General features: G+C 71.6%; 10 protein-coding genes. 2 read left to right on the top strand and 8 right to left on the bottom strand.

Annotated features, from left to right (window positions below):
- The 3 genes from ABZ848_RS09530 to ABZ848_RS09520 all read right to left on the bottom strand — a co-directional run bounded on the left by ABZ848_RS09530 (position 1) and on the right by ABZ848_RS09520 (position 4,542).
- Positions 1–1,878 carry an alkaline phosphatase family protein gene (locus ABZ848_RS09530; protein WP_360827938.1) on the bottom strand — a complete coding sequence of 626 codons (1,878 nt, stop codon included), beginning with the start codon at positions 1,876–1,878 and terminating at the stop codon, positions 1–3.
- 211 nt (positions 1,879–2,089) lie between these two features.
- Positions 2,090–3,307, bottom strand: coding sequence for an iron uptake transporter deferrochelatase/peroxidase subunit (efeB, locus tag ABZ848_RS09525; protein ID WP_360827936.1), 1,218 nt, complete (start codon positions 3,305–3,307; stop codon positions 2,090–2,092).
- Entirely contained in the window at positions 3,304–4,542 is a 1,239-nt protein-coding gene (locus ABZ848_RS09520) for an EfeM/EfeO family lipoprotein (RefSeq protein ID WP_360827933.1), read from the bottom strand. The genes efeB and ABZ848_RS09520 overlap by 4 nt, the downstream gene beginning before the upstream one ends.
- A gap of 177 nt (positions 4,543–4,719) precedes the next feature.
- On the opposite strand from ABZ848_RS09520, the gene ABZ848_RS09515 reads away from it, so the two are divergent.
- The gene (locus tag ABZ848_RS09515; protein WP_360827930.1) at positions 4,720–5,667 is read left to right on the top strand and encodes an MIP/aquaporin family protein; all 948 of its coding nucleotides are present in this window, start codon (positions 4,720–4,722) and stop codon (positions 5,665–5,667) included.
- 6 nt (positions 5,668–5,673) lie between these two features.
- Here the strand turns inward: ABZ848_RS09515 and meaB are convergent, their stop codons facing one another.
- Genes meaB through ABZ848_RS09500 form a run of 3 tightly spaced genes read right to left on the bottom strand, consistent with a single transcriptional unit; the run spans position 5,674 to position 10,657 of the window.
- Positions 5,674–6,660 (bottom strand): methylmalonyl Co-A mutase-associated GTPase MeaB, encoded by a 987-nt coding sequence (gene meaB / locus ABZ848_RS09510; RefSeq protein ID WP_360827927.1) that lies wholly within the window; start codon positions 6,658–6,660, stop codon positions 5,674–5,676.
- A complete protein-coding gene (gene scpA, locus ABZ848_RS09505; RefSeq protein ID WP_360827924.1) occupies positions 6,657–8,849 on the bottom strand; it encodes a methylmalonyl-CoA mutase in 2,193 nt (730 codons plus the stop codon). Before scpA ends, meaB begins: the two co-directional genes overlap by 4 nt.
- Positions 8,849–10,657: a methylmalonyl-CoA mutase family protein gene (locus tag ABZ848_RS09500; RefSeq protein ID WP_360827921.1), complete on the bottom strand. Its 1,809-nt coding sequence runs from the start codon at positions 10,655–10,657 to the stop codon at positions 8,849–8,851. Before ABZ848_RS09500 ends, scpA begins: the two co-directional genes overlap by 1 nt.
- 133 nt (positions 10,658–10,790) lie before the next feature.
- On the opposite strand from ABZ848_RS09500, the gene ABZ848_RS09495 reads away from it, so the two are divergent.
- Positions 10,791–11,213 (top strand): OsmC family protein, encoded by a 423-nt coding sequence (locus tag ABZ848_RS09495; RefSeq protein ID WP_360827919.1) that lies wholly within the window; start codon positions 10,791–10,793, stop codon positions 11,211–11,213.
- Positions 11,214–11,230: 17 nt separating this feature from the next.
- Here the strand turns inward: ABZ848_RS09495 and ABZ848_RS09490 are convergent, their stop codons facing one another.
- Together ABZ848_RS09490 and ABZ848_RS09485 are read right to left on the bottom strand one after the other, a co-directional pair.
- Positions 11,231–12,082, bottom strand: coding sequence for an RNA polymerase sigma-70 factor (locus tag ABZ848_RS09490; RefSeq protein WP_360827916.1), 852 nt, complete (start codon positions 12,080–12,082; stop codon positions 11,231–11,233).
- Positions 12,079–12,657 (bottom strand): carboxymuconolactone decarboxylase family protein, encoded by a 579-nt coding sequence (locus ABZ848_RS09485; protein WP_360827913.1) that lies wholly within the window; start codon positions 12,655–12,657, stop codon positions 12,079–12,081. Before ABZ848_RS09485 ends, ABZ848_RS09490 begins: the two co-directional genes overlap by 4 nt.
- Between the last annotated feature and the right edge of the window lie 28 nt (positions 12,658–12,685).

The raw sequence follows: 12,685 nt of genomic DNA, 5'->3' as shown, positions 1-12,685 counted from the left end.
TCAGCCGGCCGTGGTGTGCGCCTTGCGGCGGCGCAGGGTGAAGGCCGTGGCGACCGCCCCCGCGGTGACCACACCGGCGGTCAGGGCGATCGGCAGGGCCGGGGAGGTGGAGGTGCTCGCGGCGACGTTCTGGGCCTTGAGGTCCTGGACGTACGCCGGGTACGGGGCGTGGGTGGAGGCCGACGACGCCGTCTGCGCGTAGTGGTGCGGGATCGGCTTCACGGACTTGACCGAGCCGTCCGAGTTCAGCAGCACCTGCTTGTTGTTGGGGTGCTTGAAGTCGAACATGCCGGTCAGGCTGCCCGCCCGCTGGTCGAAGGAGGCGTCGCCGACGCGGCCGGTGCGCCAGTTGTTCTCGATGAACCGGGTGATCGACGCCTGCTCGGTCGCGGTGTGGTCGACCGAATTCACCTTGCTGTAGGGGGAGATGACCAGCAGCGGCTGCCGGGTGCCGGGGCCGCAGCGGTCCGCGTAGCCGCCCGCGGGAGCCGGACCCGACTGGCAGGCCGGGCCGTCGAGGGCCTTGTTGTTGGAGCCGAGCGTCGAGTCCTTCGAGCCGTTGAGCACGTTCGAGGTGACGTGGTCGTACCAGCCGTCGGAGTCGTCGTAGGCGACCACGACCGCGGTGGACTTCCACTGCGGCGACCGCTGCAGCGCGTTGATCTCCTTGACCAGGAAGTGCTGCTCGTCGGTCGGGTCGGAGTAACCGGCGTGACCGTCCTGGTACTCGGCGGCCTTGAGGAAGCTGACCGCGGGGAGGTTCCCGGCCTTGAGAGCGGCGTCGAAGTCGGTCAGGTCGTAGTTGTGGTTGGCGCGCCCGTTGTGACCGATCTCGGCGACGTTCTTCGGCGCCAGGTGGTGCGGGTTGGACGTCGACTTGTAGTACTCGAACGGCGAGTGGTGCGGGCTGTAGTCGACCGCCGACGCGCCGCCGATGTTGGTGTGCGCGGTGTCGCACTTCGCGTAGTCGCCGCTCTTGCCGTCCCACGCGGTGGAGGGCCGGAAGCCGCCCTGGAACCAACCCCAGCTCACACCCTTGGAGTTGAGCAGGTCACCGATGTTCTTGCCCTGCATCACCGCGAGCGCGCTGGTGGCGGTGTGGTCCTTGTCCGAGCAGTCGTCGAAGGCCGGGTCAGGGTCGTTGACGACCGTGCCGACGCCCTTGGCGTTCGGGGACAGGACGGTGTACGAGTCCGGCGTCGACGTCTGCTTCGGGTTCTCGGTGCCGGAGGCCGGGTCCACCGAGACGACGCCGTGCGTCTGACCCGAGATCAGGTTGAGCGCGCCGGGCGTGGAGGGGCCGTAGACCGAGCTGAACGAGTGGTCGTTGAGCGCGTACTGCTGGGCGTAGTTCCACAGGCCGGTGACGGTGTTGCCGTCGTAGTAGTCCATCACCAGGCCGGGCTCGCCGAACAGCCCGCCGCTGCACTTGCTGACCTCGGTGTTCTCGACGTACTTGTCGGCCTTGCCGCCGTCGGCCGCGTACTGCTCGGGCCCGTACGAGTGGTTCTGGTCGCAGGTCATCGCCTGCGAACCGGCCAGCCGCTTGGGCGTGTACAGGTTCGGGTTCCTGGTCAGCAGCCCGGCGTTGAGGAGGTTGTCGGCCTTCGGGGTGCGGGCCGCCGCCTTGAACTTGGTGCCGTCGGTGTTGGCGGCCTGGGGGTAGGTGGCGAAGTAGTGGTCGAACGAGACGTTCTCGTCGTAGATCACCACCAGGTGCTTGATCGGAGTGGTGGTACGGGTGCCGGGGTGGCCGTGCGCCGGGGCCGCCGACGCGGGGACCGCGCCGCCCGCCGCGGCCAGCGCGGTCGCGCCGAGCAGCGCGCCCACACGACTCAGACCGCGCCGCACACTGGGGGTTCTTCCTGTGCCGATCATGCTGTCTCGCCTTCCGAGAACACTGCGAACTCTGCGTTCCGCCGCCCCGGCTCGCCGGCCGGGGCAGCCACGTCGGATCCTCCGCGATGCTCGCGGCGGGGCGTGGGAATGGCAGTGACCGGTGTGCGAATGTTCGGTCAGGACATCCTCAGGTTGGGTCAGGAGATTCTCATGGACCTTTGAGGCGCCTTTGACCGAAGCCTGTCGGCACTCAGGTCAGCAGCGTGCGGCCGAGCCAGTCGGAGCCGTCCCGCACGCCGGGCAGCGCGAAGAAGTAGCCGCCGCCGAACGGGGAGATGTAGTCGACGAGCGGTTCCCCGGCGAGCCGCTTCTGCACGGTCTCGAACTGCCGGGCCAGATCCTGCTGGTAGCAGCAGAACAGCAGCCCCATGTCGAGGTTGCCGTTGGCGTCCGTGCCCCGGTCGTAGTTGTAGCCGCGGCGCAGGATGCGCTGCTCCGCGGTGGCCGACGTACGCGGGTTGGCCAGCCGGATATGGCTGTCCAGCGGGATGACGTCGCCCTTGGGGTCCTGCGTGTACTGCGGGGTGTCCTTCTCGTGCCGCCCGTCCAGCGGTGCGCCGGTGTCCCGGGCCCGCCCGAACATCCGCTCCTGCTCGGTGATGGAGACCCGGTCCCAGAACTCCACCAACATCCGTATCAGGCGTACGACTTGATAGCTGCCGCCGGTCGCCCACTCGGGCTCGCCGGTGTCCGCGCCCACCCACACCAGCTGGTCCATCTCACGCCCGCTGGTGACGTCCGGGTTGGCGATGCCGTCCTTGAATCCCATGTGGTTGCGCGGAGTTCCGGAGGGGCGCGGCGGGCTGATGAAGCCGTCCATCCGCCAGCGCACCTGCATCCCGCCCCGGGTGTGCCGGGCGATGTCCCGTACGGCGTGCAGCACGGTGTCCGAGGTCCCGGCGCAGAACTGCACGCTGAGGTCGCCGTGGCACCAGGCGGCGTCCAGGTCGTCGTCGGGGAAGGAAGGCATCGCGGTGAGCCGACGCGGCTTGCGTGCGGCGAGTCCGTAGCGGTCGTCGAAGAGGGAGGCGCCCGCCCCGACCGTGACGGTCAGCCGGTCGGCGGGCAGGTCCGGGCCGAGGGTGCCGGAGTCGGCGGGCGGTGCGGTGATGCCGAGCTCGTCCGGGCTGCCACCGGTGGTGAGGAACCGGGCCCGGTCGGTGAGCGTGCGCAGCAGCTCGGTCAGCTCGGCGCGGTTCTCCGCGGTCGTGTCGCAGGAGAGGAAGGCGGTGGCCCGCGGCGCCGGTGTGACGATCCCGGCCTGGTGAGCGCCGTGGAAGGAGACCCGGGTGCTCTCCTCGGCGGGCGCGGCGGAGGCGGCGCCGTGATCGGCGGCCACCAGGCCCGCCCCGGCGACCGCGGCCGCACCCGTGAGGAACCCCCGGCGGCCGACTCCTGCGGACTTCACGCGGTCCTCCGTACGTCGGTCAGGGCGGCCACGTCGGCCAGCCGCTCCACCAGCTCGCCGAGGTCGGAGTCCACCTTCTCCCGCTGCGTGCGCGAGAGTTGGGCCAGCGGCGTCCATTTGTCGCCGTGGTGGAAGGAGTCGAGGGTGTGCTGCGCGCGGTCCAGCCAGGAGTCGAGTCCGGTCAGACCGGCGTCGCGGGTCTTCAGCAGCGGGTGCAGACAACCGAGGAGCACCCGGGTGCCGTCCAGGTTGGCGCGGGCGGTGGCCAGGTTGGTGCCGCTGCCGTAGTCGGTGCGGCCGGTCAGCTCGAACTGCACGGTGTTCTCCAGGATCTCGTGCGCGCGCAGACCGACGTCGGCCGGGTCCATCCGCTCATCGGGCCAGCTGTCGCGCAGATCTTGTACGGCCTTGTCGAGCCGGTCGGCGGGCCCGCGCAGACCACTCGCCGACTCGCCGTGCCACAGGCCGTACTCGACGCGGTGGAACCCGGCGAAGTCCGGGTCGTGGACGCCGCCGGAGAGCCCGGCGGTCGTCCCGTTGATGGCCGAGTCGGCGTCCCCGAAGGTGCCGTAGGCGGCGCCCATCCGCTCGTACACGAGATGCGCCGGCAGCCAGGCCTCGCGCGCGGCGGCCAGGTCCCCGCGGTCGACGGCGGCGCGCAGCACGTCGGTCTTCCGCACGAGCTCGACCGTGCGGGCCTGGATCCACTTCTGGTACGCGAGGGTCGGCGGGATGAGGTCCTGCTGGGTCGCCGGCACGGCGGCCGGACCGCTCTTCACCTTCGCGCCGGTGATGCGGACGGTCGGGCCGGTGACGGCGTCCGCGTCGTCGGGCAGGCACTTGAAGGCGTACGTGCCGTTGCCGAGCGTCACGCGCAGCGGGCGGACGGTGCCCGGCGCGAGCCCCTCGACCTCGCCGTAGACCGCGCCCGTCCTCGGGTCGGTCAGATACACCTCGGCGGGCGCGCCGGAGGTGTTGCGCAGGTCGAAGACCTGTTGGCCCGGTTCGGGCCGGGTCCAGCCGCGTCCGCAGTCGGCGGACGTGACGCCGACGGTGGTGTGCCGCAGCCCGTCGGCGGCTGCCGTGCGGTGGGCGCTTCCGCTGGAGCCGTTGGTCACCAGCACCCCGGTGACTGTCGCGGCCACCACCGCGAGGGCGGCGCCGACGATCAGTGCGGTGCGCCTGCGGTGCGGGGACGGCGGGGGTGGTATGTGGCCGACCGCGGCTTCGGGCACGCCGGGCCTCCTGAAAGGTCGTACGAACGAGGCGGCGCAGCCGATCCTAAGCAGCTCCGGGAGCCGCACCGGGCTTTCTGACCTGCTCCTGACCAGAGGAAAAGCCAGAGTTCGTCAGCAGTTCACCGACGAGGGACGATGGGGGTGCTGATCGGACTCACTCTCTAGGGGGCCGTCATGGCCGTGGAAATACCTCCCCTGGTGAAACCGTCCCGGCTCCGGCGCCGAGGCGGGCTGTGGGGCGAATGCCTGTCCGAGTTCCTGGGGACCTTCGTCCTCATCTCCTTCGGTTGCGGTGTGGTGGCCATGGCGGTCGCGGCACTGCCCGGATCCGGCCGCACCGCCGGGCCCACGACGTTCTTCCTCGGCGCCGGCGACTGGCTGCTGATCACCTGGGGCTGGGCGATGGCCGTGGTCTTCGGCGTGTACGTGGCCGGCGGGGTCAGCGGCGCCCACCTCAACCCGGCGGTGACGCTGGCGTTCGCCGTGCGCCGCAAGTTCGCCTGGGCCAAGGTCGTCCCGTACTGGATCTCCCAGCTGCTCGGCGCGTTCGCCGGGGCCGCGCTGGTGTACGCCGTCTACCACGACGCCATCAACACCTTCGACGACGCGATGAAGGGCCCGAAGACCAACGGCCACACGCTCGCCACGTTCTCCATCTTCGCCACCTTCCCCGCGCCGTACTTCCACGGCGGGATCTGGGGGCCGCTGATCGACCAGATCGTCGGCACCGCCTTCCTGGTGATGCTGGTCGCCGCCCTGATCGACCTGCGCAACACCGCGGTGAAGGCGAACCTCGGCCCGCTGCTCGTCGGCTTCGCGGTCGCCGCCATCGGCATGTCCTTCGGGGCCAACGCCGGATACGCCATCAACCCCGCGCGCGACCTCGGTCCGCGCCTGTTCACCTGGGCGGCGGGGTGGCAGGACCTTGCGATGCCGGGCACCCTGGCGGGTGCCTTCAGCAACTACTTCTGGATTCCGATCGTCGGGCCGCTGGTCGGCGGGGTGATCGGGGTGCTGGTGTACGACCTGTTCATCGGCGACGTGCTGCACATCCGGGCGCAGCAGGGCGAGCCGCCGGAGCCCGGCCGGACCCGCCCGGTGACCACCGCGGACGAGGAGTAGCCGGCCTCAGTCCGCCGAGGAGCTCCCGAGGGCGCCCAGGATCCGCTCGGCCGCCAGCGTGGCCGTCAGCCGGCCCTCCCTGACCTCCTGCTCCAGGCCCGGCGCCAGGGCCCGTACGGCCGGATCCGCGTGCAGCCGGCCCAGCAGCTCGTCGCGGACCATCGCCCAGGTCCAGTCGACCTGCTGGTCGCGGCGCTTCGCGGTGAGGCGGCCGGTGGAGTCGAGGAGCGCGCGATGCTGTTCGAGGCGCTCCCAGACGGTGTCCAGGCCGGCCGACTCTCGGCCGCTGCAGCTGAGCACCGGCGGGGTCCAGACCGGGTCCTTGCCGTGCATCAGCCGCAGGGCGCCCGCCAGTTCGCGCGCGGCCGCCTGGGCGTCCCGCTGGTGCGGACCGTCCGCCTTGTTGACGGCGATCACGTCGGCCAGCTCCAGGACACCCTTCTTGATGCCCTGGAGCTGGTCGCCGGTGCGGGCGAGGGTGAGCAGCAGGAAGGAGTCGACCATGTTGGCGACCGTGGTCTCGGACTGGCCGACGCCGACCGTCTCGACCAGGACCACGTCGTAGCCGGCCGCTTCCATCACCACCATCGACTCACGGGTCGCCTTGGCGACCCCGCCGAGCGTGCCGGAGGTGGGGGAGGGGCGGACGAAGGCCGCCGGGTCCACCGCCAGGCGCTCCATGCGGGTCTTGTCGCCGAGGATCGACCCGCCGGTCCGGCTGGACGACGGGTCCACGGCGAGCACCGCCACCCGGTGCCCCAGCGAGGTCAGCATGGTGCCGAACGCGTCGATGAACGTCGACTTGCCCACGCCCGGCACCCCGCTGACGCCGATCCGCCGGGCCCGCCCGCTGTGCGGCAGCAGCTCGGTGAGCAACTCCTGTGCCAGCGCGCGGTGTTGAGGGCGGGTGGACTCGACGAGGGTGATCGCGCGGGCGATCACCGACCGCTTCCCGTCGAGTACGCCCTTCACATACGCGTCGACATCGATCACAGGTCGTGCCCGAGGTCGGCCGCCAGCCGCTGGACCAGGTCGTACGCCGCGTCCGGGATCACCGTCCCGGGCGGGAACACGGCCGCGGCGCCCATCTCCAGGAGCGTGGGCACGTCCTGCGGCGGGATGACCCCGCCGACCACGATCATGATGTCCGCGCGGTCCTCATCGGCCAGCGCCTCCTTGAGCGCCGGTACGAGGGTGAGGTGCCCGGCGGCCAGCGACGACACCCCGACGATGTGCACGTCCGCCTCGACCGCCTGCCGGGCCACCTCGGCGGGGGTCTGGAACAGCGGGCCGACGTCCACGTCGAAACCGAGGTCGGCGAAGGCGGTCGCGATCACCTTCTGGCCGCGGTCGTGGCCGTCCTGGCCCATCTTGGCGACCAGGATGCGCGGCCGCCGGCCCTCGGCCTCGTCGAAGGCGTCCACCAGGGCACGGGTGCGGTCCACGGTCGGGGACTCGCCTGCTTCGTTGCGGTACACGCCGGAGATCGTACGGATCTGGCTCGCGTGCCGTCCGTACACCTTCTCCAGGGCGTCGGAGATCTCACCGACGGTGGCCTTGGCGCGGGCCGCGTCGACCGCCAGCTCCAGCAGGTTGCCCTCGCCGCCGGCCGCCCGGGTCAGCGCGTCGAGCGCGTCCCGGCAGGCGGTCTCGTCCCGCTCCGCGCGCAGCCGCCGCAGCTTCTCGATCTGCTGGGCGCGCACGGAGGAGTTGTCGACCTTGAGGACGTCGATCGCCTCGTCGTTCTCCACGCGGTACTTGTTCACGCCGATCACCGGCTGTCGCCCGGAGTCGATACGGGCCTGGGTGCGGGCGGCGGCCTCCTCGATGCGCAGCTTGGGGATGCCGGCGTCGATCGCCTTGGCCATGCCGCCCGCCGCCTCCACCTCCTGGATGTGCTGCCAGGCCTTGCGGGCGAGGTCGTACGTCAGCTTCTCCACATACGCGCTGCCGCCCCACGGGTCGATGACCCGGGTGGTGCCGGACTCCTGCTGGAGGAGGAGCTGGGTGTTGCGGGCGATGCGCGCGGAGAAGTCGGTGGGCAGCGCGAGCGCCTCGTCGAGGGCGTTGGTGTGCAGCGACTGGGTGTGGCCCTGGGTCGCCGCCATCGCCTCGACACACGTCCGCGTGACGTTGTTGAAGACGTCCTGCGCGGTCAGCGACCAGCCCGAGGTCTGCGAATGGGTGCGCAGGGAAAGGGACTTGGTGTTCTGCGGGTCGAACTGCTTGACCAGCTTCGCCCACAGCAGCCGCGCCGCCCGGAGCTTGGCGATCTCCATGAAGAAGTTCATGCCGATCGCCCAGAAGAAGGAGAGCCGGGGCGCGAACGCGTCGACGTCCAGGCCCGCTTCACGTCCGGCCCGGATGTACTCCACGCCGTCGGCGAGGGTGTACGCCAGCTCCAAGTCGGCCGTCGCGCCCGCCTCTTGGATGTGGTAGCCGGAGATCGAGATGGAGTTGTAGCGGGGCATCCGCTGCGAGGTGAAGGCGAAGATGTCGGAGATGATCCGCATCGACGGCTTCGGCGGATAGATGTACGTGTTGCGGACCATGAACTCCTTGAGGATGTCGTTCTGGATGGTCCCGGCCAGCTTCTCGGGCGGTACGCCCTGTTCCTCGGCGGCGACGATGTAGAGCGCGAGCACCGGCAGCACGGCGCCGTTCATCGTCATCGACACGGTCATCTTGTCGAGGGGGATGCCGTCGAACAGCTGCCGCATGTCGTAGATCGAGTCGATGGCCACGCCCGCCATGCCGACGTCACCGGTCACGCGCGGATGGTCGCTGTCGTAACCGCGGTGCGTGGGCAGGTCGAAGGCGACCGACAGGCCCTTCTGGCCGGCCGCGAGGTTGCGGCGGTAGAACGCGTTGGACTCCTCGGCGGTCGAGAAGCCGGCGTACTGCCGGATCGTCCACGGCTGGTTGACGTACATCGTCGGGTACGGGCCGCGCAGGTACGGCGCCGCGCCCGGGCGGGTGTCCAGGAAGTCGAGGCCCTCCAGGTCCTGCCCGGTGTACAGCGGCTTGACCGGGATGCCCTCCGGGGTCTCCCAGAGCAGGTCGTCCCCGCCGGCGGCCCGCTTGACGGCCGTACGCCACTCGTCGGCGTTTCCGGCCGCGGCCGGGGTCCCCAGCTCGATCCCGGAGAAGTCGGGGATGGAGGGGCCGGAAGGGGCGGTCATCAGGACACTCCCATGCGGTCGAGGGCGGCGGACAGGACGGCCACGGCGTCGCAGCCCGCGAAGACGTACGAGTCGACACCGGCATGCTCGGCGGGGCGCCCGGCGAGGTGCACGTGCGCGGCGCCGGCGGCCTTGAGCTGTGCGGCCACCGACTCGGCCTGCTCCTCGTACAGGGCGTCGCTGGAGCACAGCACAGCCTCGGTGGCGCCGCTCTCCTCGAAGGTGCCCTCGGTGACGGGCTCGATGCCGCCCGCCTGGAAGAGGTTCGAGGCGAAGGTCAGCCGGGCGGTGTGCGCGGCGGCCGGGCCGAGCGCGGCCAGGAAGACGCGCGGCCGGGAGCCGGTCGCGGCCAGATGGGCGTCGGAGCGGGCGCGCAGCTCCTCGAACGCCTCGTCGCGGCGCACCCGCGGCAGACCGCCGGAGCGCGGCTCGGGCGCGCTCTCGCGGACCACGGGCTTCTCCGCGAGGAACGGGAACTCGCTGACGCCGGTGATGGGTTCGCGCCGCTTGGCGAGCTTCTTGGAGCGCTCCGCCCAGGTGTCGGCCAGGATCCGGCCGAGCTCGCCCGAGCGCAACGCGGCCGCCTGGCCGCCCAGTCGCTCGATCCGCCGGAAGAACTCCCAAGCCGCGTGGGCGAGTTCGTCGGTGAGCCGCTCCACGTACCAGGAGCCTCCCGCCGGGTCGATCACCCGGGCCAGGTGCGACTCCTCGATGAGGATCGTCGAGGTGTTGCGGGCGATGCGCCGGGCGAACGCGTCCGGCAGGCCCAGGGCGTCGTCGAAGGGCAGCACGGTGACCGCGTCGGCGCCGCCCGCTCCGGCCGCCAGCGTGGCGATCGTCGTGCGGAGCATGTTCACCCACGGGTCGCGGCGCGACATCATCACCGGCGAGGTGACCGCGTGCTGCACCTGCGCCCCCGCGTCCGGGGCCCCCGAGGCCTCGGCGACCCGCGCCCACAGGCGGCGTGCGGCCCGCAGCTTGGCGATGGTCAGGAACTGGTCGGCGGTGGCCGCGTACCGGAAGTCCAGCAGGCCACAGGCCTGTTCGACACTCAGCCCACCCTCGGTGAGCTCCCGCAGATACGCCACACCGGTCGCGAGCGAGGCTCCCAGCTCCTGCGCGGCCGAACCGCCGGCCTCGTGGTACGGCAGCGCGTCCACCGTCAGCGCGCGCAGCCCCGGGTACTCCTCGGCGCACCGCCGGGCGAGCCCGAGCACGGGTGCGAAGGCGTACGACTGTCCGGTGCGGGCCTCGTGCCCGAGCGGGTCGGCGCCGAGGCTGCCGCGGGCCGCCTCCTTGGCGACGCCGCGCTCCTCGTACAGCCGCAGCAACTCCTCGGCGGCGGGCTCGAAGTCGGCGCCCGCGTCGAGCGCGACGGGCGCGAGGTCGAGGTAGACGCCGTCGAGGGCGCGGGCGAGCGAGGAGACGGGGATGCCGCCCTCGCCGACGACCAGCCACAGCGAGGTGACGCCGTTCTCCAGGTCGGCGAGGACCGAGCCGCCCTCCGCGGTCGCGTGCCGCTGCCGTACGTCCCAGCCGCCGGTGGTGTTCCCCGCGGGGCGGCTGCCGCGCACGAAGGGCGCGAACCCCGGGAAGCCCGGCTCGGGCGCGGCATCGCGCGCGGTGTACAGGGGACGGGTGCGCAACCCGTCCTCCAACGCGGTGGACAGGGCTTCCTCGGCCGCGGCCCCCTCGACGTCCTTGCCCGACTTGCGCAGGACACCCGCCACGAGGCGCTGCCACTGCTCGTGGGACACGTCAGGGAACTCGCCGGCCAACTCGAGCCCGTCGTCAGGCAGGACCGTCATGCTCGGATGTTAGGTCAGAGACGCAAAGGAGCAGCAGGGGGAGGGGTTGTGACCTTGCCCTCTCCGCGGCTGTGACCTCGGCCTCCTTGCCGCCCGGGAGGCGTGCGGCGGCACCCGACACTACTGTCGGGGCATGACAGACGACACGCTGCGCTCGGTCACCGTCCGGCGGACCGCCACCGGCCACTTCACCGCGAAGAACGCCCGCGGCGGCACGATCGAATTCGGCACCGGCGACGGGAGCGACTTCACACCGGTCGAGCTGCTGCTCGCCGCGCTCGGCGGCTGCTCCGCGGCCGACGTGGACGTCGCCACCGCCCGGCACGTGGAGCCCACGGAGTTCACCGTGACGGTGACCGGCAACAAGGTCGCCGACGAGGCCGGCAACCGCATGACCGGCCTCGCCGTCACCTTCACCGTCTCCTTCCCCGACGGCCCCGAAGGAGACCGCTCCCGCGCGATCCTGCCCCGGGCGGTCAAGACCTCCCACGACCGCCTGTGCACGGTCAGCCGCACGGTCGAGGCGGGTACGCCGGTCACCGTGACGGTGGCCTGATACCCGAACGGCCATACCTACCGGGCGAGTTGGACCGGTTCGTCGAGCCGCGTCAGCTTCTCGGGGTTCGCCACCGCATGGATCCGGGTGACCTTCCCGTCCGCCACCACGAGGCTCACCGCGGCCACCTGCCCGTTCAGCTCGATCCGGCCCGCAAGCTCCCCGTTGAGCCACACGGGCGACACCAGCCGGTCCGGGCGGGCGAGCAGCGCCGCCACCACGTCCGCCCCGTGGACCGGGGCCGGCGCGGCGCCCGCGAGTCCGCCGCCGTCGGCGATCAGGACCACGTCCGGTGCCAGCACGTCCAGCAGCTCCTGCAGCCGTCCGGTGCGCAGCGCGGCCAGGAACCGTTCCACCACGGCCTGCTGCTCCGCCCGGCTCACCGCCACGCGGGGCCGCCGGGCCGCCACGTGCTCGCGGGCCCGCCGCGCGATCTGCCGCACCGCCGCCGCCGACTTCCCGACCGCCTCGGCGATCTCCTCGTACGGCACCTCGAAGACCTCGCGGAGTACGAACACCGCGCGCTCGGTCGGCCCGAGCGTCTCCAGCACGGTCAGCATCGCGAACGAGACGCTCTCCGCGAGCTCGACGTCCTCGGCGACGTCGGGGCTGGTCAGCAGGGGTTCCGGCAGCCACTCGCCGACGTACTCCTCGCGGCGGCGGGCCATCGTGCGCAGCCGGTTGAGGGCCTGCCGGGTGACGGTGCGGACGAGGTAGCCCCGCGGGTCGCGCACCTGGGTACGGTCGACGCCGGCCCACCGCAGCCAGGACTCCTGGAGCACGTCCTCCGCGTCGGCCGCCGAGCCGAGCATCTCGTAGGCGACCGTGAACAGCAGGCCGCGGTGGGCGACGAAAGGGTCCTCGCTCATGCCGGTGACGCCGCGCCGGACGGCTCGGGGCGCGTCGCGAGGGGGATCTCGCAGGCGTCGGAGTAGCCCTGCGAGGTGATGCCCTGCGCGGTGTTGCACCTGGCCGCGAAGTTGGCGAAGCCGATGTACACGGTCAGCTCGACCATCGCGGCCGGGCCGAGCGCGTCGAGCAGCCGCCGCGACAGCTCGTCGGTGACGGTCGTCGGCGTGTCCGTCATCGCCTCCGCGTACTCCAGGACGTCCCGCTCCAACGGCGTGAACACCTCCGACTCCCGCCACCGCGGCACCTGACTCGCCTTCGCCAGGTCGAGGTTCTGGTTCAGCGCGAGGAAGTAGTTGACGTCCAGGCACCAGCTGCACCCGACCCGGGCGGCGACGGCCATGTGCGCGAACGTCTTCAGCCCCGCGTCGGCCTTGTCCCACTGCCCCACCTTCGCCGAGAACTCCTGGTTGGCGAGGGCGAGTTCGGGATGGTTCCACAGCACTTCGACGGGCTCGGGCACCGCGCCGAGCTGCCGGACCAGGTTGTCACGGAGCTCGGCGTCGAGCTCGGCCTTGGGAACGCGCAGGGTCATGGCGATCTCCTTACACACGCAGTAGTCG

It is taken from the genome of Streptomyces sp. NPDC047081 (genome assembly GCF_040643775.1).
Taxonomy (GTDB): Bacteria; Actinomycetota; Actinomycetes; order Streptomycetales; family Streptomycetaceae; genus Streptomyces.
This window is presented reverse-complemented; position numbering and strand designations above follow the sequence as displayed.

Coding starts and splice junctions, on each gene's coding strand:
- ABZ848_RS09495 (WP_360827919.1), top strand. CDS start 10,791: ATGACAGACGACACGCTGCGCTCGGTCACCGTCCGGCGGACCGCCACC.
- ABZ848_RS09500 (WP_360827921.1), bottom strand. CDS start 10,657: ATGACGGTCCTGCCTGACGACGGGCTCGAGTTGGCCGGCGAGTTCCCT.
- ABZ848_RS09515 (WP_360827930.1), top strand. CDS start 4,720: ATGGCCGTGGAAATACCTCCCCTGGTGAAACCGTCCCGGCTCCGGCGC.
- scpA (WP_360827924.1), bottom strand. CDS start 8,849: ATGACCGCCCCTTCCGGCCCCTCCATCCCCGACTTCTCCGGGATCGAG.
- ABZ848_RS09485 (WP_360827913.1), bottom strand. CDS start 12,657: ATGACCCTGCGCGTTCCCAAGGCCGAGCTCGACGCCGAGCTCCGTGAC.
- ABZ848_RS09490 (WP_360827916.1), bottom strand. CDS start 12,082: ATGAGCGAGGACCCTTTCGTCGCCCACCGCGGCCTGCTGTTCACGGTC.
- ABZ848_RS09530 (WP_360827938.1), bottom strand. CDS start 1,878: ATGATCGGCACAGGAAGAACCCCCAGTGTGCGGCGCGGTCTGAGTCGT.